General features: G+C 32.0%; 24 protein-coding genes. 9 read left to right on the forward strand and 15 right to left on the reverse strand.

Annotation, left to right across the window (positions count from 1 at the left end; all coding sequences use genetic code 11):
- Positions 1–23: 23 nt before the first annotated feature.
- A complete protein-coding gene (locus CLOST_RS10415; RefSeq protein ID WP_013362278.1) occupies positions 24–437 on the reverse strand; it encodes a NusG domain II-containing protein in 414 nt (137 codons plus the stop codon).
- 255 nt (positions 438–692) lie between these two features.
- Here CLOST_RS10415 and CLOST_RS10420 point away from each other — a divergent pair, with 255 nt between their 5' ends.
- The 3 genes from CLOST_RS10420 (at position 693) to CLOST_RS10430 (ending at position 3,052) form a co-directional block, all read left to right on the forward strand.
- Positions 693–1,538: a YitT family protein gene (locus CLOST_RS10420; RefSeq protein ID WP_013362279.1), complete on the forward strand. Its 846-nt coding sequence runs from the start codon at positions 693–695 to the stop codon at positions 1,536–1,538.
- A 108-nt stretch (positions 1,539–1,646) separates the two neighbouring features.
- Positions 1,647–2,285: a CBS domain-containing protein gene (locus CLOST_RS10425; protein WP_013362280.1), complete on the forward strand. Its 639-nt coding sequence runs from the start codon at positions 1,647–1,649 to the stop codon at positions 2,283–2,285.
- Between the two features lie 143 nt (positions 2,286–2,428).
- Positions 2,429–3,052, forward strand: a complete 624-nt coding sequence (locus tag CLOST_RS10430; protein WP_013362281.1) for a helix-turn-helix transcriptional regulator — start codon at positions 2,429–2,431, stop codon at positions 3,050–3,052.
- On the opposite strand, the gene CLOST_RS10435 is transcribed toward CLOST_RS10430, so the two are convergent.
- Together CLOST_RS10435 and CLOST_RS10440 are read right to left on the reverse strand one after the other, a co-directional pair.
- Complete coding sequence (locus tag CLOST_RS10435; RefSeq protein ID WP_013362282.1) at positions 3,049–3,894, reverse strand: formate/nitrite transporter family protein; 846 nt, start codon at positions 3,892–3,894, stop codon at positions 3,049–3,051. The genes CLOST_RS10430 and CLOST_RS10435 overlap by 4 nt on opposite strands.
- A gap of 93 nt (positions 3,895–3,987) precedes the next feature.
- On the reverse strand, positions 3,988–4,857 hold the full coding sequence (locus tag CLOST_RS10440; protein WP_013362283.1) for a GNAT family N-acetyltransferase: 870 nt from the start codon (positions 4,855–4,857) through the stop codon (positions 3,988–3,990).
- Between the two features lie 231 nt (positions 4,858–5,088).
- Between CLOST_RS10440 and CLOST_RS10445 the strand changes: the two genes are divergently transcribed.
- Complete coding sequence (locus CLOST_RS10445; RefSeq protein ID WP_013362284.1) at positions 5,089–6,066, forward strand: lipoate--protein ligase; 978 nt, start codon at positions 5,089–5,091, stop codon at positions 6,064–6,066.
- A gap of 58 nt (positions 6,067–6,124) precedes the next feature.
- Here CLOST_RS10445 and ytvI read toward each other — a convergent pair whose 3' ends face one another.
- A complete protein-coding gene (ytvI, locus tag CLOST_RS10450; RefSeq protein WP_013362285.1) occupies positions 6,125–7,246 on the reverse strand; it encodes a sporulation integral membrane protein YtvI in 1,122 nt (373 codons plus the stop codon).
- A 39-nt stretch (positions 7,247–7,285) separates the two neighbouring features.
- The gene (gene surE / locus CLOST_RS10455; protein ID WP_013362286.1) at positions 7,286–8,047 is read right to left on the reverse strand and encodes a 5'/3'-nucleotidase SurE; all 762 of its coding nucleotides are present in this window, start codon (positions 8,045–8,047) and stop codon (positions 7,286–7,288) included.
- A gap of 228 nt (positions 8,048–8,275) precedes the next feature.
- On the opposite strand from surE, the gene CLOST_RS10460 reads away from it, so the two are divergent.
- On the forward strand, positions 8,276–8,824 hold the full coding sequence (locus tag CLOST_RS10460; protein WP_013362287.1) for a 4Fe-4S binding protein: 549 nt from the start codon (positions 8,276–8,278) through the stop codon (positions 8,822–8,824).
- Positions 8,825–8,991: 167 nt separating this feature from the next.
- Here CLOST_RS10460 and CLOST_RS10465 read toward each other — a convergent pair whose 3' ends face one another.
- The 4 genes from CLOST_RS10465 to CLOST_RS10480 form a co-directional block, all read right to left on the reverse strand.
- Positions 8,992–9,564, reverse strand: a complete 573-nt coding sequence (locus CLOST_RS10465; protein ID WP_013362288.1) for a DUF3841 domain-containing protein — start codon at positions 9,562–9,564, stop codon at positions 8,992–8,994.
- A 78-nt stretch (positions 9,565–9,642) separates the two neighbouring features.
- On the reverse strand, positions 9,643–10,395 hold the full coding sequence (locus tag CLOST_RS10470) for a GNAT family N-acetyltransferase (RefSeq protein WP_013362289.1): 753 nt from the start codon (positions 10,393–10,395) through the stop codon (positions 9,643–9,645).
- A 7-nt stretch (positions 10,396–10,402) separates the two neighbouring features.
- Positions 10,403–11,728 (reverse strand): MATE family efflux transporter, encoded by a 1,326-nt coding sequence (locus tag CLOST_RS10475; protein WP_013362290.1) that lies wholly within the window; start codon positions 11,726–11,728, stop codon positions 10,403–10,405.
- 15 nt (positions 11,729–11,743) lie between these two features.
- On the reverse strand, positions 11,744–13,114 hold the full coding sequence (locus tag CLOST_RS10480) for an MATE family efflux transporter (RefSeq protein WP_013362291.1): 1,371 nt from the start codon (positions 13,112–13,114) through the stop codon (positions 11,744–11,746).
- Between the two features lie 226 nt (positions 13,115–13,340).
- Between CLOST_RS10480 and CLOST_RS10485 the strand changes: the two genes are divergently transcribed.
- Positions 13,341–13,850: a ferritin gene (locus tag CLOST_RS10485; protein WP_013362292.1), complete on the forward strand. Its 510-nt coding sequence runs from the start codon at positions 13,341–13,343 to the stop codon at positions 13,848–13,850.
- 161 nt (positions 13,851–14,011) lie between these two features.
- Here CLOST_RS10485 and CLOST_RS10490 read toward each other — a convergent pair whose 3' ends face one another.
- From CLOST_RS10490 to CLOST_RS14385, 6 genes are all read right to left on the reverse strand, one after another.
- Positions 14,012–14,485 (reverse strand): DUF2680 domain-containing protein, encoded by a 474-nt coding sequence (locus CLOST_RS10490; protein WP_013362293.1) that lies wholly within the window; start codon positions 14,483–14,485, stop codon positions 14,012–14,014.
- A gap of 96 nt (positions 14,486–14,581) precedes the next feature.
- Positions 14,582–15,748, reverse strand: coding sequence for a S41 family peptidase (locus CLOST_RS10495; RefSeq protein WP_013362294.1), 1,167 nt, complete (start codon positions 15,746–15,748; stop codon positions 14,582–14,584).
- A gap of 37 nt (positions 15,749–15,785) precedes the next feature.
- The gene (locus CLOST_RS10500; protein ID WP_013362295.1) at positions 15,786–16,907 is read right to left on the reverse strand and encodes a murein hydrolase activator EnvC family protein; all 1,122 of its coding nucleotides are present in this window, start codon (positions 16,905–16,907) and stop codon (positions 15,786–15,788) included.
- Positions 16,908–16,918: 11 nt separating this feature from the next.
- The gene (ftsX, locus tag CLOST_RS10505) at positions 16,919–17,809 is read right to left on the reverse strand and encodes a permease-like cell division protein FtsX (protein WP_013362296.1); all 891 of its coding nucleotides are present in this window, start codon (positions 17,807–17,809) and stop codon (positions 16,919–16,921) included.
- The gene (locus CLOST_RS14380) at positions 17,799–17,957 is read right to left on the reverse strand and encodes an FtsE family protein (RefSeq protein ID WP_013362297.1); all 159 of its coding nucleotides are present in this window, start codon (positions 17,955–17,957) and stop codon (positions 17,799–17,801) included. The genes ftsX and CLOST_RS14380 overlap by 11 nt, the downstream gene beginning before the upstream one ends.
- An 83-nt stretch (positions 17,958–18,040) precedes the next feature.
- Complete coding sequence (locus CLOST_RS14385) at positions 18,041–18,484, reverse strand: cell division ATP-binding protein FtsE (protein WP_013362298.1); 444 nt, start codon at positions 18,482–18,484, stop codon at positions 18,041–18,043.
- 211 nt (positions 18,485–18,695) lie between these two features.
- On the opposite strand from CLOST_RS14385, the gene CLOST_RS10515 reads away from it, so the two are divergent.
- From CLOST_RS10515 to CLOST_RS10525, 3 genes are read left to right on the forward strand one after another with little or no spacing between them, the layout of a single operon-like run.
- Positions 18,696–19,688 (forward strand): lipoate--protein ligase, encoded by a 993-nt coding sequence (locus CLOST_RS10515; RefSeq protein WP_013362299.1) that lies wholly within the window; start codon positions 18,696–18,698, stop codon positions 19,686–19,688.
- A gap of 10 nt (positions 19,689–19,698) precedes the next feature.
- On the forward strand, positions 19,699–20,547 hold the full coding sequence (gene lipA, locus CLOST_RS10520; protein ID WP_013362300.1) for a lipoyl synthase: 849 nt from the start codon (positions 19,699–19,701) through the stop codon (positions 20,545–20,547).
- An 18-nt stretch (positions 20,548–20,565) separates the two neighbouring features.
- On the forward strand, positions 20,566–21,144 hold the full coding sequence (locus CLOST_RS10525; RefSeq protein WP_013362301.1) for a 5-formyltetrahydrofolate cyclo-ligase: 579 nt from the start codon (positions 20,566–20,568) through the stop codon (positions 21,142–21,144).
- Positions 21,145–21,214 lie beyond the last annotated feature (70 nt).

Below are 21,214 nucleotides of genomic sequence, written 5' to 3' on the forward strand. Positions count from 1 at the left end.
TAACCCTCCTCATCATTGTATTTTTAATAAGATATTATATCTATGTCGCTCTGGGACTCAGCTTGGTAGTCCTCAACAGTAACAATCAGCTTTGCAGGTAATGCTACAATCATCTGATGGGGTTTATCTATCCATCCTGTATCAGAATGAATTGATAAAGGTGCTACCTCTTCAGGCAATCTTAAAAGTCTTACTCTTCCTTCTTTAGTCTCTAATTTAGCTTGGTAGGTAACTCCTTCTTTAACTACGTCAAATGTATAATAAACTGACTCAGCTTTTTCATTAAGTAAAAACTCATGCTTCACTTCACCATCTATATTTACAATAATTTGTTTGCTTCCAGCTGCCATACTATCCCTAAGTGTCAGCAAGGGTAGAGAGCTAAGTATTAGAATTAAAATAATGAGGATTTTATCTCCTCTAGTTAAAAATTTCATCAATTCACCATCTTAATCAAAATTTTATGTATCTAAAAAACATTATATAATTAGTATACTATTATTTGAACCTTAAATCAAAACTTAATAAAACTATAACAGCTATAGATATTATTATAATTTATAATTTAATTATTTGCTATGCTAGAAATTTCTGTAAAATCTAATTATTTCGCCTTATTTCCAGTATATTGCAATCTAGACTCGGAAGTAGTATACTAGCAATTTGGATAATAGAAAGGAAGGAATACCTACATGAATAAAAAATTAAAAGAATATCTAATAATAACTTTAGGCTTTATAATCGTGGCTCTTGGTCTTACGGTTTTTTTAATTCCATCAAAGCTAGCTGTGGGAGGGGTAACTGGTCTTTCACTAATTATACATACACATTTAAATTTTTTATCAGTGGGCTTTTTACTTATTTTAACTAACTCTATTTTATTTATAATAGCCTTTTTCACTCTTGGTCCTGCTTTTGGCGCAAAAAGTATTTATGCCAGCTTAGGACTTTCTGGTGCTATTTGGTTTATCCAAAGACTTCATCCTAGTATGAAGCCTTTAACCGATGATTTGTTTATAAATTTGGTGTTTGGTATGCTTGTTTCTAGTACTGGAATGTCACTAGTACTATATCAAAATGCATCAACTGGTGGTACAGATATTTTGGCAAAAATATTAAACAAATTTCTTCATATTCCTATAGGAAGATCCTTGCTATTTGTTGATTTTTTCATAACCATTTTAGCAGGTATTACTTTTGGACCTAGACTAGGGTTATATGCACTTCTAGGTGTAATTATGAATGGTATGATAATCGATAATATGATTGCTGGACTGGGCACAAAAATTAACGTGCATATAGTCTGTAGCAATCCAGAAATTATTAGAGACTTTATAACAAGAAATCTCCTTCGTGGTGCAACTCTATATAAGGCTGAAGGAGCTTATACTAAGGAATCAAAAACAGTAATTGTAGCAGTAATGAGCAAAAGAGAATTTATAAGATTGAAAAAGCATATTGAGCTAAATGAGCCTAGTGCTTTTGTGACTGCAAATGTAGTTCATACTGTGCTTGGACAAGGATTTTTAACTAATTAAATTCCTTGTTTCAATAGCTTTATTATGGGAATAAATATTATGAAATCAATATATAAATAAATTTATTTGTATTAATAATACTTTTAAAAATTTAAGGAGGAAGTATTTATGCTTATCCGTTCTCTTTTAACACCAGCAAACAAACTTACAACTCTAGGTTTAAACGACACAGTAAAATCGGCCATAGATATCATTGAGGAAAATGGATTTTTATCTCTTCCTGTAACTGATGACGAGAAATTCATAGGCTTTCTTTCAAAGCAGTATGTGTATGAGAAGTTTTTTGAATCTGGAGAAAAAGATTTTGAGACATTTATCCAAAGACCAGTTAGTGCTTTTGCTTATATGAAAGTTGAACCTGTCAAAGACACTCTTTTTATAGAAGAAGCTGCTGATATTTTTCTTAACCAGCAAGTAAGATTCTTGCCTGTTGTTAATGATTTTGGAAAATTCTTAGGAATAGTTACTCAAAAAGCATTATTTCAAGTTATAACTAAGGTATATGGGCTTGAAGATGCTAAAATTGTAATTCATTCTGACGATTTTGCAGGGACTTTATTAAAGATATCAGATGTAATATATAAGCATGGAGCAAATATAACAAATATAGCTCAGATGGACACTCAGGTAATGGGAATTCAAGAAATTTCCATTAGGCTTGTAGGAGATAATTTAGAAAAGCTTCAAGAAAAACTACAAGCTAAAGGAATTAAGGTTAAAGAATTCATTCCTGCTAAAAACAATTAAATATTCTAATACGTGAAAAGCTTGGATTATAATCCAAGCTTTTTCTACATTTTGTCATAATAGTATACATTTTGTTGACTTAAGCCATTTAATCATATAAACTAAAATAAATTATAAATCTTTATAAAGTTTAGGTGATAAAAATGGATAAAAATACAGCATTAGATTTTCTAAGCAGATTATGTGATGGACTTTCAGTCATGTTTGGTCCAAATTGCGAAACTGTAGTTCATGACATGAATGACCCAAACAAATCGATAGTCTACATAGCTAACGGCCAAGTCACAAACCGAAACATAGGAGATAAATTTAAAATCCTAGGTGGAAAAGATATCGATAAGTTTTTTAGTGGAACTGATATTATCAATTGCAAAGCTCTAAGCCCAGATAAAAGAACTTTAAAAAGCTCTACTTTTCATATGAAGGGTCACGGATATCATTATGCTCTTGGTATAAATTTTGATTATACAAATTTTGAGTTTGCCCATAATATACTTAAAGATTTAATTTCTGTGGGTAAAGATATCTCTGAAGTAATCCAAGCAAGTCCAAATACAGAAGATTTGCTCGACGGCTACATAGATGATGCTCTTAAGTTTGTAGGCAAGCCTATTTCTATGCTAAAGAAAGAGGATAGAGTACAGATAGTAAAATGTCTCGAAGAAAAAGGCGCCTTTGTACTTCAAAGAAGTATTCCTATTATATCAGAACGTCTAAATATATCTAGATATACTCTTTATAACTATTTGAAAGAAATTAGGAACTAGGCATTCTCACTATTTTTATAATAGGTAAACCAGTATACTCCAGCAACTAAAATAACTCCACCTACTATGTTGCCTATAGTTACAGGAATGAGATTCTTCGTTATAAAGGTATTCCAGTTTAAATGAGCCAGCTTTTCTGCAGTAAGTCCTGACGCCTCTACCCATGAGGCGTTAGATTTAGCTAAAATTCCAGCTGGGATGTAATACATGTTTGCTATGCTATGCTCAAATCCAGAGGTTATAAATAGAGAAATCGGGAAAAATATAGCAAAGCATTTTCCAATTATATCCTTTGCTCCATAAGACATCCACACAGCTATACATACCAACCAGTTACACATTATACCTAGATAAAACGCCTGCGAGAAAGTAAGATGAGTCTTATACGCTGCTATCTTTAGAGTGATTCCTCCAAGCATATTATCTCCACTGTTAAAAAGACCAGACATATTCATCATGTAAGCTATAAATACAGCTCCTACAAAATTTCCAAGATATACGAAAAACCAGTTCGAAAGCATATCCTTAAGTTTAATTTTTTTCTCTAATACCCCAATAGTTATTAGAGTATTTCCTGTAAAAAGCTCTCCTCCTGCTATTATAACTAGCATCAAGCCTGTTGCAAAAACTACTCCAGCTAATGCTTTTCCAAGTCCATAGGTCTCTGGTTTAGCAAATAAATTAAAGGCTGCCATATTTGAACCTTCTGATGCAAACGCTATAAAGGCCCCTGCTAATATTCCAAGAATAAACTGGTTCAATGGCTTAGTTTTAACTTTTTTTATACCTGTCTCTATAGTCGCCGTCACAATCTCCTTTGGTGTCAAATATGCTTTCTCCAAAATAATCCCCCCTGATATTTTTTTAATTTAAAGCGTATACATCTATATTAACTCTAATCCTCTAACTCCCAGTCTATTCCTTGTTATTAAGTTTTAATCGTGTAAATCCATTCTATAATATTCAAAGCTTTTAACCTTCTCAAATCCACAGCTCATATAAAGAGCTAAAGCCTCTGGATTATTGCTATCTACCTCTAGGCTTATTGAGCTTATATCCACTTTTTTAAGTTCATGGATAAGCAAGCAGAGCATATCCTTTGCATAGCCTTTTCCTCTGTACTCACTAAGTACTCCAAGGCCAAAAATCATAGCCTCATCATTGTTTATATCTACATTTATCATTCCAATAGGCTTTTTATCATGATAGCACACATATTGTGACCTTGTTTCGCTCGCTAGTATAGCTTTTGCCATTGATATAGCAACATCTTCATCCTCTTTAAAAATTCTTTTGTCAAGATCAATAACTATTGGAAATTCAGTTGAATGTTGCACCTCTTTTATTACAACTTTATTTTTTAGTTTATTACATTTATCATCTTTAAAGCTATAAGTCAAAAAATATTCCGTTAAATACAGCTTTGCATTTAACTTTTTACCTAATTTCTCACTGTGAGAAAACTTACCATCAAATACAAACAACAAGTCCTTAATATTAAATTTATTGGCTTCATTTATCACTTCTTTTAAAAGCATTGAAAAGTAGCCTTTTTCTCTATATTCAGGATCAGTAAAACCACAAATCTCTATTTCATGCTTTAAAGGTGCAAATACTGAAATAAAGCTTATCAATTTATCTTCTTCATACATTAAAAATATGCTATTCATATCCTCATAATAATTCATGCTCACATCTATACACGCTGAACTTTGGATTTTGTCATAGGCATTACACTTTGATTCTAACGCTCTTAGCTGCTCAACTAATAACGTATCTGGCATTATTTTTTTCTCAATTTTCAAGATGTCTACCTCCCCACAATAAAAGCACAAATAATTGTATTCCCTATCTTTTACTATATCAGATTTTTTATGATATGTAATAGACATTTACATTAATTTTTTGTGGTTTTTAATTTCTTGTTCTATTGATTAAAGCAGGTCTATAAACTATAATCAGTTTATAAATATGCATATGAATATTGCATATAATTTCAAACCTAAAACTAGAGCCAAATTAAAGGAGACTGCTGTATGCGATATATTTACAATGATTCCACAGAGCCATATTTTAATCTAGCACTTGAAGAATATTTTCTAAAGCAAACTGATGAAGAGTATTTTATACTTTGGAGAAATGAACCTTGTATTGTAGTAGGAAAAAATCAAAATACACTCTCTGAAATTCATCTTGAATTTGTAAAAGAGAGAAATATAAAAGTAGTAAGAAGGCTAACTGGTGGAGGAGCTGTTTTTCACGATTTAGGCAATATAAATTTCACTTTTATAGTTAATGATGAATCTAGCTTCAATGATTTTAAGGGCTTTGTTGCTCCGATTATAGGCACTTTGAAGACGCTTGGAATCGATGCTGAGTTTTCTGGAAGAAATGATATGTTGATAGAAGGAAAGAAATTTTCTGGGAATGCCCAGTGCAAGCATAAAAGCAGAGTAATGCACCATGGAACCTTGTTATTTTCATCTAATATGAATGATTTAAGTGGTGCTCTAAAGCCAAAGGATATCAAGTTCTCAGACAAAAGCGTTAAATCAGTAGCTAGCCGAGTTACTAATATTTCTGAGCATCTTGCAAATAAAATCAGCGTGCTAGAATTCAAGGACGAGATTTTTAAATATATTTCAAGTAATACTCAAAGCCCTATAGACTCATTAACTCAAGAGGAAATTGAAAAAATCAATAAACTAAGAGATGAAAAATACAGTACCTGGGAATGGAATTTTGGAAATTCTCCTAAGTATTCATTTTATAATGAAAAACGATTTGCCGCTGGAACCTTTGAGGTTCATATTGATGTGCTTAAAGGAATTATTAAAGATATAAAAATCTTTGGGGATTTCTTTGGAAAAAATGATATAAGTGAGTTAGAAGCTAGCCTTAAGAATATCTCTCATGAAAAAGCATCGATTTCTAAAGCTCTATCTAATATAGATATAAATAAATACATTACAAATATAACCTTGGATGAGCTAATAAGTTTATTAATTGAATAAGCTTATTAATTACTTCAATTTCAAAAGGCTATAAAAACTTGCATTTTACTACAAGTTTTTATAGCCTTCTAAATTCATTAATTTCTTTTATCGTATCCTTAATGGTCTTTATAAAATTATCAAAGTATCCTTCTTCATAAAAATTTATAAAAATCATACCTATTGGCACTGCTAAAACTAAACCAATAACCGATCCAAGCTTGAAGCCTATAAACATAAAGAATAATGTAGCTAACGGATTAAGACCTATGGTATCTCCTAAAACTTTTGGCTGTACTATCTGCCTTACCACTTGACTGATGATATATATTAGAAACAGCCCTATAGCAAGCCTATAGTCTCCCGTTAAGACTTTAAATATAGTCCAAGGTATGAGCACGGCTCCCGTTCCAAAGAATGGGAAAAAATCCAGTAGCGCAATTCCTAGCGCTAGTAAAAAAGAATAGCCTATATCTAGAATTAAAAATCCTACGAAAAGAATAACTGCTACAATACCCATAATTTTAAATTGTGCTTTGAAATATCCTCCTACAAGGAACTTCAATCTATTAGTTATATCCGTAAATACAGCAAATATATCATCTGATACTAAATTTTTGATGCCTCTACTTATATTTTCTTTATCGACAATAAAAAAATAGGCTGCCAAAATTGTGATTATGATATTTATAAAAGTTGAAGGAATATTTTTAGCAAATCTACCCGCTGCTGTAAAAGTTGGTTTTCCAATGTTCGATATTCCATTTGCCGCTCCTACAGATAATTCTTCTCCAATACTTGATAAACTTATTTGAACTTCCTCTGGCATAAGCTTATATATTCCCTGAAAGTTATGAGATATTTTTTCAATATCTAGGCTTAACGAATTATATATCTCAGGCAAATTTTGTATTAAAGTTATAAGCTCTTTGTATATTCTCGATATTCCAAAATATCCAGTTATTATAACCAATGTTAAGGCAAAAATAATTATAATCATAGAACCATGTTTTCTTACTATTTTTACATGATTTTCTAAAAATTTTACAAGAGGATTAGCGATAAGAGCAATAATCCATCCAATTACAAAGGGCATGAAAAACACAGCTAGCTTAGGAACAACGAAAAAAATCAGTATAACCAAAAGAAGAAGCAGAAATATATTAAGCAGTATTTTTAGATATTTTTTTGAGTCATACATATTAAACCACCTCTAGTATGGTTGATTGTATACTAATTGCTAAAACAAATTACTTTTTAGATATTCAAAATGACTATGAGAATACAAAGAATTATATATAGGTGTAATAGTTATTTTATTTTCTTGAATCATCCACACATCATTGTCAGAGGCTTCATTTACAGCTATGGGTTCTCCTCCTATAGTGAATTCATGGATATCTATTCCCAAATCCCTTTTTAAAATTACGTTATTATAGTCTCTTCTACCAAGAGAAGTAACTGCAAACTCATTATCTACACATATTTTTTCAGGAAAATTAATATTTAGAATAAATTCCTGCTGTTTATCCATATTCTTAAGATATCCATTTAAAAACTCTCTAAACTTATCACATATAAGCTCATAGGCATTGCTGTCATCGTCAAAAGAACAATTTGAAAGTGCTATCGAAGGAATATTCTGGTATAAACCTTCTAGCGCAGCAGAAACTGTTCCTGAATAAAAAACATCGCTACCTAAATTCGGTCCTCTATTAATCCCACTAAGAAGTAAATCAAATTCTACTTCTTTAAAAATACCTTCAATCCCTACCTTTACACAGTCAGTTGGTGAGCCAGCAAGACTGTATGACACTATATCATCAGCTATATGATATTTTTTAGCTGTTAGTGGCTTTCTGATTGATATGCTTCTAGACATTCCGCTGTATTCCTTGTCTGGAGCTACTACATAAACACTACCAAATTCAGCCATAGTCTTTGCCAAGGCTTGGATTCCAATAGCTTCAATTCCATCATCATTAGTAATAAAAATATTCATTTATATCCTCCAATTCACTTTTTAATTATGCTTATATTTTACAATTTTTGATTTCGCTTACTATCAATAATAATATTCCATATCCTAAATTACCACTTTCCATAACTTTCTATTATTTTAACATACTATAATTTATATAATACATTTTTAGTGTTGACAAATCAATCTATATATCGTAATATTTGAATATATCAATTTTAAAATACATTTCAGGAGGTTACATAATCAATGAACATCAATGCAAAACAACCATTAAATACACCTAAGAAAAAACATAAGTCACACCAAAGCTGGTCATGGATAATAATAATCAGTTTTTTTATTTTGTCAGTATATAATGTATATTTCGGCTTATTTGGAATTGTCTGTATGACCATGCCTATTTATCATGCTTTAAGAGGCAGAGGAAAAATTCACTGCTCTGCTTATTGTCCTAGAGGATCTTTTTTAGGCAAATTTTTAGAAAAATTATCTATGCAAAACAATCTTCCAAAATTTATGAAAACTAAAAAATTCAAAAATGCACTTTTGACTCTTATGGTTGTGATGTTATCATTATCAATCATTCATTCAGGAGGACAAATTGATAAAATAGCCTTTGCTTTATTTAGATTTATGTTCGCTTCTTTTGTTGTTGGAGTATTAATGGGAGTATTCTTTAAGCCTAGATCATGGTGTCAGGTTTGTCCTATGGGACATGCTACAGGACTGATTACTGATATCAAGAAAGCTCCAAAGCCAGTAAGCACTCCAGTGAAAAATGACAAAATTGCTTAGGTCTCTAATTAGTACCTTAATAATAGGTTGATAAAGAATTTGCTAAATTGCTATAATTACAAAGTAATTTAAAAGCCAAGCTATAGGTAATCTAATAGTTTGGCTTTTACTTAAAATATAACACATGTCACGAGTACCTATTAGCAGTCTTTGATTATGGCTAGTCATTACTTCTCTATCTCAAGAATCCACTTAGAAGGAATCTCCCAAATATTAGCTTGAAGAGTAAATATGTCATTCCAATCCTCTATTTCAAAAACCCTATCCCAGCTTGCGATAATCTTTCTTTTTAAATCAGGATAAAAATTGGCATTTGGTCCGTCTACTAAAGTGAAGCTGTTATTTATTCCTCTATTTTTTAGCTCTAGTTTAAAAGCCCTGTCATCCTCTTCATCTCTAGGTATATACATGTGATTTAACACCATGTCCCATCTGCCACCATTAAAGTATATGACATTTTTTCTTGGAACTTCTAGCTTTAAAACAACAGTATCCTCTGTTTTTCTCAGCATATATTCTTCACTTATAGAGCACCATATAGGGTACTTTACATCAGATGGTCTCTCCACATGACTACTTGCTCTATCAGAAAACCAGTTGTATAGCTTTAAGTAATACTGAGCTATGTCCATCTGCTTTTCTTCAATATGGGCTGAGTCCATAATAAATCTACCTTTCGACTCTAGCACCTCTAAAATTCTTTTATCTTGCCTAGTCCATAAAGTAACAGTATCTTTCATTGGATTATCATCTCCATTTTCTACTAAGATAAATTACTGATTTTTCTACTTTATACGATTATATAATTTTATTTAGTATTATTCTATAATAATTCCAAACCAGTCTGCCTGACCTTTTTTTACAAATCCTGTTTTTCTGGCAAGCCCAGGAGACATTGGATTACTAGATACAATTTGTAAAAATGGAATTTTCCCTTTGTCTATTATCTTCTTAGATATATCCAAAGACACATCTAAAGCAAATCCTTTCCCTCTATGCTCATCCATAGTATACATAAAGCCTAATGAATCATCTTCATGTATAAGCACCCAGCAAACTAACTTGCCATCAATATAAATACCAGAGCTAGGTCTGTTTGATATGGCATCCTTAATTTCATGTATGGTATGACTATTTCTGTAATTATAGTTTTCGTCTATAAACTCGGCATCTTTAATATCAATTTCACTGGCATTTGATTTCAAATCTACATTTGAGTAGTTTTCCTTAGGCATGTAATAAAAATCACAGTCATTTTCCCAGTCTATCTTATAGCGCCTTTTAATCTCAGAAGTGAGAAATCTTGTAGTTCCTGCAAAACCATACTTTCCTTGAGGGAAAAGCTCTTCAAACATTTCATCTAAAAATTTTGTACTCTCTGTGTGTAAATAGTTAAAGTATTTAAATTTAATTAAAACTCCTGATGGATTATCAAGTGAGTCAGTAAAGATTTCTGCCTCTGAAACATTGTCAATGATCCCTGCCAAGTTTAAAGTTTCTAGCTCGTATTTTTTGAAATAATTTCTTATTTGCTTTGAATCTTGAGTCTTAAAAATTTTAATCTCCCCCACTTCTAAGCTATATTTGCTTTTGCTTCCATTTTCCTTTTCTAAAAGACCATATGATTCCTAATGCTTCTATTACAACTGATAAGGATATAGCTATCCATACACCATCAATTCCAAGTTTAAAAGGATATGCAAGTAAATATGCTAGTGGCAGCTTTAAAACTACATTTGCAACCATAGCAGAAATCATAGGTGGAAAGGTATCTCCAGCTCCTTGAAACACGCCTGAATAAATAGAAGTCCACGCCACAAAAATAATACCAGCATATACTATCCTCATATAAGAAATTCCATACTGCACAACTAGTGGTTCATCTCTAAAAAGCCCAATTATCTGCCCTGGAATAGCAATATAAAGTACACCAAATACTAAAATATTTATTATTGCTACCTTCATACCTTGCTTTATTATACTATCGCAGGAATCTATGTCATTTCTTCCTAAAGCTTGACCTACCATTACAGATATTGCCATTGAAAGTCCGCCTAATATAATAAAGGTATAATTAAATAATTGAGCACCTATATTAAATGCCGCACTACCTTCTGCTGCTCCAACGCTGTATACCAAGCTAAACATGAGCATTCCAGTTATAGGCCTTGCTACTTGCTGAAGGCATGCCCACCCACCTATTCTTAAAATTCTAGTCGAGGTTTTTAGATTAAATCCTAAGCTTTCAGTTAGCTTTTTTAAATCAAAGTTATAAATTCTTCCAAAAACTATATAGCCTATTGCTATGCTTGCTGCTATATTCGAAATTACTGTCGCAAATGCAGCTCCTGCTATTCCAAAATCAAATATAAACATAAGTATATAATCCAAAATAGCATTTATTATGTTTGATAGACCAAATATAAAAAGAGGTGTTCTCGTGTCTCCCATAGCCTGAAGAATAGTTCTAAGTGTAGAGTTTAAAAAAACAAAAACTGTTCCCAGAAACATAATTCCTAAATACTCAGATGAATATTTAAGAATGCTAGCACTTGGCTTAAAAAAAACTTCCAAAATGCTTGTAGTAAGAAAATATCCAGATAAGCCTAGAACTATTCCTACACAAGCCGATAGTAGCAAAGAATTTCCGCTTATGCTTCTTATAGCTTCCCAGTTTTCTTCTCCAAAACTTCTAGCGATTAGAGCAATGGTTCCAGCCGATACAAGAGTAGACATCACAAATACAACTCCAGAAATTGAATTTGCTATTCCCGAAGAAGCTGATTGCTCAAGACCAAGCTGAGATATGAAATAGGTATCTACTGTAGCTAGAAGGGATTGAAATACCATTCCCAGCATAACAGGCCAAGCTAAACTGAGTATTTTTTTTATGTCAGTTTTCATTATTATCTCCCAAGATTAGTTCGTCATATTGTGAATCCATTTTCCTGATTTAAAGCGTCTTCTAATAAATATATATTTTACTATTTCTTCCATACCTGTTAATGCTACTACGTAATATACATCTAAATTCAAAATAAATGCTCCTATAAACGCCATAGGAATACCTATGGTCCAAAGAGTAAGCCCTTGTATTTTAACTGCATATTTTGAATCACCTGCACCTCTTAAAACTCCAACTATCATTATAAAAGTGTAGCTTCTTATAAGGAGAAGTATAGCATTTACATACAAAATTCTTTTGGTATCATTAAGAACTGTATCTGACATTTTGAAAAAATATACAAAATCGTTTGCTGTTAAAAATATTACCGTTGCTATAATTATAGCTATAATCAGAGCAAACTTATACAGTCTTTTTGCATATAACTTACCTAAATCTTCTCTTTTTGCACCTATTTCTTTACCCACGATAACCATAGCCGAATTTCCAAGTCCAATTATTACTATCATAAGAAGGTTCATAACAGTGCTCGTAACCTGTATAGCCGCTGCCGTTCCTATACCCATTCTTGCATATATGACATTATAAGTAAGATTTCCAAGTCCCCAAACAAACTCATTTATAAGCACTGGAAGCATTCCAGCATACACTACTTTTATAAACTTGAAATCTAGCATTTTAATATGCGAGAAATTAATATTGAGCAAATTACTTTTTTTATACACATAAATTAAGATTATCATAGTTTCTATTATTCTTGCAATAACAGTTGCTATAGCCGCTCCCTTTACTCCCATAGCGGGAAAGCCTAGCTTCCCAAATATCAAAATATAGTTCAGCACTACATTTACTACTAGAGCTGCTATGCTTCCCACCATAGGCACAAAAGTATTTTCTGTGCTTCTTAACGAAAAAGCAAAGCCTACAGTTATTGCTGTAAATATATAGCTAAAAGCAACTATCCTTAAATAATCGCCTCCAGTTGCTAGTACTGATTTGTCAGAGTTAAATACAGATATGATTTCATCAGAAAAATATATTCCAGCTAACATAAATAAAATTCCAATTACAAAGCTAAAGCTTATAGCAAGTGCCGCAGTTTTCTTAATACTCACTTCATCTTGCTTTCCCCAAAACTGAGATATGAAAATTGAGCATCCTGCATTTACACCAAATAACATCAATGTAAAAAAGAAAAAATATTGGTTTGCTATTCCAACTGAAGCTAGATATAGTTCACCTAGTCTACCTATCATTACAGTATCCATAAGATTGAGTAGTGACGCTATAAGATTTTGTACTATTATAGGTATTGTTAGCATCATAACTCTTCTATAAAATACCTTCTGTTCATTATTAATCTGTAGTTTTTCTATCATAGTCATAGTTTCCCTCCACAAAAAAAAGCAACCCAATTGAAGTTTTTTCAAAGCGGTTGCTTCTTCACCTATTATATAAGTTTTAAATATAAAATTTTACCTGTCTAGATGTTATTATATTATTAGTCTGAAAAATGTCAAGAATAATTTTTATATATAAATATTTGTTATTTTCTTATTAATTGGGTACAATTAAGAGAGACACAATAATTAGATAAGGAAGGTGTATTACATGATAAGTGAAAAAATGTTAAACGCAATCAACGAGCAAATTAAATTGGAGTTTGAATCTTCTTATGCATACATTGCAATGGAAGCATACTTTATGGGGAAAAACTTAAATGGCTTTGCTAACTTTTTCCATGTCCAAGCTCAAGAAGAAAGAGACCACGCATACTTATTATTCAACTATGCTTACAGCGTAGGTGGAGATGTAGTACTAAAGGATTTAGCAGCATTTGATTCTAATTTCAAAGACGAGATAGATATATTCGAAAAAACTTTAGCTCATGAGCAACTAGTTACTCGTTCTATCCACAATCTAATGACTATCGCTATAGAAGAAAAAGACTATGCAACTCAAAACTTCCTTCAGTGGTTCGTAAAAGAGCAGGTTGAAGAAGAAGATACTGCAAATGGTCTTTTAGAGCAAATAAAACTAGTTAATGGCAACCCAAATGGCTTATTTATGATGAACAAAGAGCTTGCAGCAAGAACATATACTCCTGCTGTAATTAAGTAATTCAATATAAAACATACAATTTCATAGTTAATTAACTTAAATCAAATGAATTTACGCTGTGAAATTTATTTAACTAAAAATTAGACCCTCAAGAAAAGTTCTTGAGGGTCTTTAAATTCAGTAATCTCTAATAATTAATTATCATCTACTTGCTAAACTTATTATTGATTAAATTTCATTCCATTTTTTTGTCCAAATCCTTGGCCATTTTGAGGAGCATTACCATTTCTCATCATTCCTTGACCATTTCCTAGTCCAAATCCACAGCCAGCGCCTTTTCCTATACCGTTACCCATCATTACACCAGTACCATCGCAATTAGCAATATTAGTTTCCATTCTCTCTAGTATAACATCTGCTTGTTCTTGAGTTAAAACTCCATCTTTTACTCTTTGCTCTAAAATAGCTTTTTTGCTTTCTATCATACCTGATTTAAACTCATCATAAACACCCTTTTCCTGAGCTATAGCTCCAAGAGTTTTGTCCCCTCTTTGCTCATAGATGTCTTCTACTGATGAACCAGTTAAATTAGAAAGCACTTCAATAGGTGAACTATATTCTGCTGCAAACACCATTCCTGTAGAAAGAAGTGCTGTCATAGAAAGTGCAAGTGCCATAGTTTTAAATTTTCTCATTATATCCATCTCCTTCAAATTTATCAAGGACTATATTGTCCTTCTATAATCAAAGTATAAGATTAAATTGTGAAGGAATTATGAAGAAAATACAATTTATTTATTTTTTTCTCTAATTACTTCTATTGCTTTATTAAGCTGTACATCTTCGGTATCTTCTTCTCCTATTTCTACAACATATTCTGGAGTAATTCCTTTTTCATTGATGTATTCTCCGTTTGGAGTGAAATACTGAGCCATAGTAATTTTATAGCCTGATCCATCTTTTAGCGGAACTACATTTTGAACTAGGCCCTTTCCAAAGGTAGTCGTTCCAACAAGAGTTCCGGCTTTGTTATCCCTCACTGCTCCAGCGAGTATTTCAGAAGCTGATGCACTGTTTTCATTTACAAGTATAACTAGAGGAATATCAAGTTTTCCTGAGGAATTTGACTTTAGATATTGTCTATTTCCTGCCCTATCTTCAGTATATACTATGGTAGCCTCACCAAGAATACTATCTGCAACCTCTTTAACCTGATCTAGTAATCCACCTGGATTATCTCTTAAATCTATAATAAGTCCTTTTGGATTATTATTTTTAAGGCTTAATAGGTTTTCATCAAACTCTTCTCCAGTTCTTTCATCAAAGCTAGATATTCTCATGTAGCCTATTTCATCCATCATTTCAGATTTTACTGATTTTATAAGAATTTGCTCGCGCTTTATAGTAATATCAAATTCTGGTTTATTTTCTCTTATTATAGAAAGAACAACCTCTTTTCCAGGCTCTCCTTTAATAATAGAAATAGCTTTATCCATTTCTTTGGCTGAATATTTGACCTTATCTACTTTAGTTATCTTATCTCCAGGCAAAATGCCTGCTTTTTCTGCTGGAGTATCCTCTATTGGCGCAACAACGGTTATAAAGCCATCCTCTCCTGGAGAAACCACAATTCCTACACCTACATAGCTTCCAGATGTCATCTCCATCAAATCTTTGAATTCATCCTTTGTATAATACTGAGAATAAGGATCATCTAGGCCATCGAATATTCCTCTTTCCATAGCTGCAATAAGGTCTTCTTCCTTTACATCTTGATAAAATTCATCTTCAATTCTATCTTTTAAAAATCTGACTTTAGAAAGTTTTTGAAATTCCTGATAATCACTTTTAGATATAATAACTTTATTTCCAATAGTAACATTGAATATGTTTGTGAGCAAAAATGTCACAGCCATTAATAAGACTGCTCCTATGACAGCTTTCTTTTTAGATATCAATTTATAGCCTCCGCTCTTTTATAAAACAAATTTAAGCTTATCCTCCAATATAAGATGCTGGATTTACATAGTCGCCATTTACTCTGACTTCAAAATGAAGATGAGGACCAGTAGAATATCCAGTAGAGCCTACCTTTGCAATAGTTTCGCCTTTTTTTACATCCTGTCCATCAGATACCAAAATCGATGAACAGTGAGCATAAAGCGTTACTATTCCTCCACCATGGTCTACTATAACAGCTTTTCCATAAGAGCCTTTTGTCCCTGCAAATATAACTCTTCCATCATTTGCAGCAAATATCCCTGTTCCACTTGGTGCAGCTATATCCATACCTGTGTGAAGCTTCTTTTCCTTTAAAATTGGATGTATTCTATAACCAAAGCTAGATGTTACTCTTCCTCCTCCAGATACTGGCCAAGCCATAACCCCGCCTTTGTAGTTTCCTCCAATACCTTTTGTTTTTTGAAGTTCTCTAATCTTGCTCTGCAGGTCATTTGCTTCCTTGATTAAAGCATCTTCCATCTGCTTTAATTTTTCAATATCCTTAACAACCATTTGCTTGTTGCTGTTTTGCTCTTGCATGTTTTTCTCCAGAACCTTCTGTTCTGATTCCAGTGATGCCTTGAATGTAGACATTCTTTTTTCTTCTTTTTGAAGACTAATTTTCTTAGTTTCCACGCTATCTTTTTGTTCTTTAAGATCTGCTAAAATTTCCTTATCATTTTTGACTATTTTTTTTATCATAGTCATGTTTGACAAAAGTTCTTCCATATCACTTGAGTTAAGTAAAATCTGAAAATAATCTATATCAGAGGTTCTATACATTACTCTTAATCTGCTACCTAACAGATCAGTATTTGTGTCTATATTATCCTCTAATTTAGTTATTTCTTTTTGAGTTACATCAATTTCAGCTTGAGTTTTTGCAATATCATTTTGAATAACTGAAATCTTCTGCTCACTTTCATCTATCTTTGCATCTAGCTCTAAAATAATCTTGTTTATATCCTTAACTACATTTTGCTTATTCTTTAGTTCATCTTTTACATTTTTTATATTCTTATTTACATTATTAAGTTGATTATTATAATTTGAAGCAAATGAAATACTACCAAATATCATAACCATAGAAACCATCAAAGATATAAGTTTTTTCATTGATTTTCCTCCTATACCTTTAAATATCTACGAAGAGAAACTAGACTTCCAAGTACTCCGATTCCAATTCCCATCGACGCAAAAATAATTGCTATATTGTCAAAAATAGTGCTTATAGGTAGAAGATACCCTCCTATAAGAGAATACGCTTCTGATGAAAGCTTAGAAAATATAAACCCATACAAAACGTATACAGAGCCTAGTGCAATAGCCGCTCCCAAAAAGCCCAGAGTCATTCCCTCTATTATAAATGGCCAGCGTATGAACCAGTTTGTAGCTCCTATATATTTCATTATATTAATCTCTCTTTTTCTTGCATAAAGTGCTATCTTAATTGTATTTGCAATAATAAACAAAGACACTATAGATAAGAGTAAGATGATTGCAAGTCCAGCTGTACTAATTATTCTAGATATAGTAAGCATTTTGTCAATTACATCCTTGTAATAGCTTATACTATCTATGTAATCGTCATCTTGAATCTGCTTTACAACTTCATCCGCTAGACTTATGTTCGTAAGCTCTATTATCATAGAATTTTGAAGCGGATTTTCTAGCCCATCTAATAGATAAGCATCATCTTCCCATCTATCTTTTAGCTTCTCCATAGCCATATCCTTGGATTCAAAATCCACCTTGCTTACTCCAGGTATGTTCTCAATCTTTCTTTTAAACCTAGCTATATCATCTGCTTGCATTTCATCAACCAGAAATATCTGTATATTATCAAACTGCTTTTGAGCAATTATGGCAAAATTGTTTATATTTATTACTATAGATAGCACAATTCCTAAAACAAATAGAGATGCTGCAACCGAAGCTATAGACGCTACGGACATACCTCTGTTTCTCCATAGGCTTTTAGTACCCTCTGAAATATTATAAGCAATACTATTTAGCATCGTTGTATAGGCCCCTTTCTACGTCTCTAACCAGCTTTCCATGATCTAGAGCTATTACCCTTTGCATCATTTTATCAACTTGATCTTTAGCATGGGTAGCAACTAAAACAGTGGTTCCACGATTATTAATATCTTTAAGGAGCTTCATAATTTCAGTAGCATTTTTAGGATCTAGATTTCCCGTCGGTTCATCTGCTATAAGAAGTGCAGGATTGTTGATTATAGCTCTAGCTATCCCACCCTTTGCTGCTCTCCTCCAGATAGTTCAGAAGGATAAGATTTTGCCTTATCACTCAGACCCACCATGCTCAGTATAGTAGGAACTTTTCTTCTGATATCCTTGGCTTTATTTCCCGTTATTTCCATTGCAAATGCAATATTTTCATAAACAGTTTTGTTTGGAAGCAATCTAAAATCTTGAAAAACAACTCCCATGCTTCTTCTTAGCTTGGGAATTTTTCTTCTAGATAGCTCGGTCGTATCTATATCATTTATAATTATTCTTCCCGTTGTAGGAGATTCCTCTTTTAAAAGCAGTTTAATAAATGTAGATTTTCCTGCTCCAGAGGAACCTACTAAAAATACAAACTCCCCTTTTTTAATATCTATATTTATATCTTCAAGGGCGAATTTTTCTCCCTTATACGACTTTGAAACATTCTCAAATTTTATCAATATATACCACTCCTGAATCTTAATTTAAGTTCAAACAATTTACTTAACTACCAAATTACATTATAGCAAGAATTTGCACCAAGGTAAAATTTATAAGATTAAATTACAATTACAAAATATATTTCAGAATCTTACAAATATAGCTGATTTATTATTCATAAAACTGTATAATAATGTATATACAAGTATTTAAAGCTTAAAGGAGATATCTATGATACATGTTGTAAATACAAGTAATGACCCATTTTTCAACCATGCTCTAGAAGAATATTTTTTATCAGAATATGATGAAGAAATATTCACTATCTGGATAAACCGCCCATCTATATTGATTGGAAGAAATCAAAATACCTTTGCTGAAATCAATTCAGCTTATGTAAGCGAAAATAACATCGATGTTGTTAGAAGACTTTCAGGTGGTGGCGCAGTTTATAACGACCTAGGAAATATGAACTTTACATTCATATCAAAAAAATCAGACGACCACTCTTTCAGCCGTTTTGCTAGTCCTGTAATCGACGCTCTTAAATCTTTAGCTGTAGACGCTCAGTTCACAGGCAGAAATGATATAACAATTGAAGGTAAAAAAATTTCAGGTAACGCACAGTATTTTTATGAGGATAAGGTGCTTCACCATGGAACCTTACTCTATGATGTAAAGATGGATAAATTGACAAAGGCACTAAATACTCACCCTCTTAAGTTCCAAAACAAAGCTGTAAAATCTGTCTCTTCTAGGGTTGCAAATATATCAGATTATCTAGAAAACAAAATGGATTTACATGATTTTAAAGCCTATCTTGAAAATTATATAAAAGATACATATTCAATAAAATCAAGCTATATACTTACATCCTCTGATATTGAAAAAATTGAAGAAATTGCTCAAAAGCGCTTTAGAACAGCTTCTTGGAATTTCGGTAAAAATACAAGCTACAACACTTCATATTCGATTGTACTTTCTTCTGGAATACTCGATTTTAATTTAACAGTCAAAAATAATATCATTTATGATTTCAAAATTTTTGGTGATTTTTTTGGCGAAAACTCTATAGAAGAACTTGAAACTATGTTTTTAGGACTAGAATTAGAAAAAGAAAAAATACATAACGCCTTAGCTGATACATGTATTTCTGATTTCATTATGGGACTTGATAATGAAAGCTTTATATCAGCTCTACTTGAAACTATTTTATTACGTTAGGGGATATTTAATGAAAAAACCAGACTGGTTAAAAGTAAAGCTTCAAAACGGAGCTAAAACTCAAAATGTAAACAACATCCTAGTTAGTTTATCTCTAAATACTGTTTGCAGTGAAGCAAACTGTCCAAATAAAATGGAGTGTTTTGAAAGAGGAACTGCTACCTTTATGATATTAGGAAAAAACTGTACGCGAAACTGCAGATTCTGTAATGTTACTCAGGAATCTCCAGAGGAAGTAAATTTAGATGAAGCTAAAAACGTAGCTATGGCAGTTAAAAAATTAAAGCTACGTCATGCAGTGATAACCTCTGTTACTCGTGATGACTTAGCTGACCAAGGTGCAAATCAGTTTGCAAAGGTTGTAAATGCTGTTCGCTTAGAAAATCCTAATGTGACAATTGAGCTTCTTATTCCTGATATGCAAGGCAAGAAGGATTGTCTAGATATAGTTTTAAATTCAAACCCAGAAGTACTAAATCACAACATAGAAACTGTTAAGGAGCTTTACTTAGATGTAAGACCTATGGCAGATTTCAAAAGGTCTCTAGAAGTACTTGAGTATTCTAAAAAAACAAAACCTAAAATATATACAAAGTCTGGTTTAATGCTTGGTCTAGGAGAGAAAAGCGACCAAGTAGTAGAAACATTAAAATGTCTGCGTAGTGTGGATTGTGATATACTCACTCTAGGTCAGTATTTACAGCCTTCTTCTAAGCATATAAAAGTAAAGGAATATGTCTCTCCAGCACAGTTTGATGAATACAAGGCTATAGCTTCAGATTTAGGTTTCAAAAGCATTGCTTCTGCTCCACTTGTTCGAAGCTCATATTTTGCAGAAGATTTGATAGATTCTTTTTAATGAAGAGGAGGATTTAAATTGGAAAACTTGCTAAATGATAAAAAGGCTTTTAGAAAAATGGCTCTAGATAAGCGCAATACCTTAAGAACAGAAGAAATACAGGAAAAATCTGCTTTAATAAAAGCACATCTTGAAAATCTAGATTCATATCAAAAGTCTAATACTGTGATGGTTTATTTAAATTTCAGAAGCGAAGTTCTCACTGATGAATTGATTGAAAATCTCTTTAAGAAAGGTAAAAAAGTGGTTGTTCCTATCTCTATTAAAGGCACTAGAACATTACTGCTTTCAGAAATTAAAAGTCTATCAGATGATTTGGAACTAGATTTTTACAATATCAGAGTGCCAAAAAAAGAATCAATAAAAGAAGTCTCCCCAGCTGATATAGATTTTGTTATAACCCCAGGTGTTGCTTTTTCAAAGGATAAGTATAGAATGGGATACGGCGGAGGATATTATGATACCTTCATCGAAAAGCTACGAGAAGATGCTTTCACCTGTGCACTGGCTTTTGATGTTCAAATCTTTGATAAAATACCAAAGGAAGAGCATGATAAGCAAATGGATTATGTAATTACTGAAAATGGATGTATTTGACAAAGTATTACATAATTTGGATATTTTTAGTAGATAATTACAGTTTGATTAAATATTCTAAATTTACACT

The sequence above is a fragment of the Acetoanaerobium sticklandii genome, from assembly GCF_000196455.1.
Lineage (GTDB): Bacteria > Bacillota > Clostridia > Peptostreptococcales > Filifactoraceae > Acetoanaerobium > Acetoanaerobium sticklandii.

What these genes read in the sequence shown, in the direction of transcription:
- CLOST_RS10515 (WP_013362299.1), top strand. Translation starts at nt 18,696, where the DNA reads ATGATACATGTTGTAAATACAAGTAATGACCCATTTTTCAACCATGCT.
- CLOST_RS10500 (WP_013362295.1), bottom strand. Translation starts at nt 16,907, where the DNA reads ATGAAAAAACTTATATCTTTGATGGTTTCTATGGTTATGATATTTGGT.
- CLOST_RS10475 (WP_013362290.1), bottom strand. Translation starts at nt 11,728, where the DNA reads ATGAAAACTGACATAAAAAAAATACTCAGTTTAGCTTGGCCTGTTATG.
- CLOST_RS10445 (WP_013362284.1), top strand. Translation starts at nt 5,089, where the DNA reads ATGCGATATATTTACAATGATTCCACAGAGCCATATTTTAATCTAGCA.
- CLOST_RS10485 (WP_013362292.1), top strand. Translation starts at nt 13,341, where the DNA reads ATGATAAGTGAAAAAATGTTAAACGCAATCAACGAGCAAATTAAATTG.
- CLOST_RS10430 (WP_013362281.1), top strand. Translation starts at nt 2,429, where the DNA reads ATGGATAAAAATACAGCATTAGATTTTCTAAGCAGATTATGTGATGGA.
- surE (WP_013362286.1), bottom strand. Translation starts at nt 8,047, where the DNA reads ATGAATATTTTTATTACTAATGATGATGGAATTGAAGCTATTGGAATC.
- CLOST_RS10425 (WP_013362280.1), top strand. Translation starts at nt 1,647, where the DNA reads ATGCTTATCCGTTCTCTTTTAACACCAGCAAACAAACTTACAACTCTA.
- ytvI (WP_013362285.1), bottom strand. Translation starts at nt 7,246, where the DNA reads ATGTATGACTCAAAAAAATATCTAAAAATACTGCTTAATATATTTCTG.
- lipA (WP_013362300.1), top strand. Translation starts at nt 19,699, where the DNA reads ATGAAAAAACCAGACTGGTTAAAAGTAAAGCTTCAAAACGGAGCTAAA.
- ftsX (WP_013362296.1), bottom strand. Translation starts at nt 17,809, where the DNA reads ATGCTAAATAGTATTGCTTATAATATTTCAGAGGGTACTAAAAGCCTA.
- CLOST_RS10420 (WP_013362279.1), top strand. Translation starts at nt 693, where the DNA reads ATGAATAAAAAATTAAAAGAATATCTAATAATAACTTTAGGCTTTATA.
- CLOST_RS10490 (WP_013362293.1), bottom strand. Translation starts at nt 14,485, where the DNA reads ATGAGAAAATTTAAAACTATGGCACTTGCACTTTCTATGACAGCACTT.
- CLOST_RS10480 (WP_013362291.1), bottom strand. Translation starts at nt 13,114, where the DNA reads ATGACTATGATAGAAAAACTACAGATTAATAATGAACAGAAGGTATTT.
- CLOST_RS10465 (WP_013362288.1), bottom strand. Translation starts at nt 9,564, where the DNA reads ATGAAAGATACTGTTACTTTATGGACTAGGCAAGATAAAAGAATTTTA.
- CLOST_RS10460 (WP_013362287.1), top strand. Translation starts at nt 8,276, where the DNA reads ATGAACATCAATGCAAAACAACCATTAAATACACCTAAGAAAAAACAT.
- CLOST_RS14380 (WP_013362297.1), bottom strand. Translation starts at nt 17,957, where the DNA reads ATGAAGCTCCTTAAAGATATTAATAATCGTGGAACCACTGTTTTAGTT.
- CLOST_RS10415 (WP_013362278.1), bottom strand. Translation starts at nt 437, where the DNA reads ATGAAATTTTTAACTAGAGGAGATAAAATCCTCATTATTTTAATTCTA.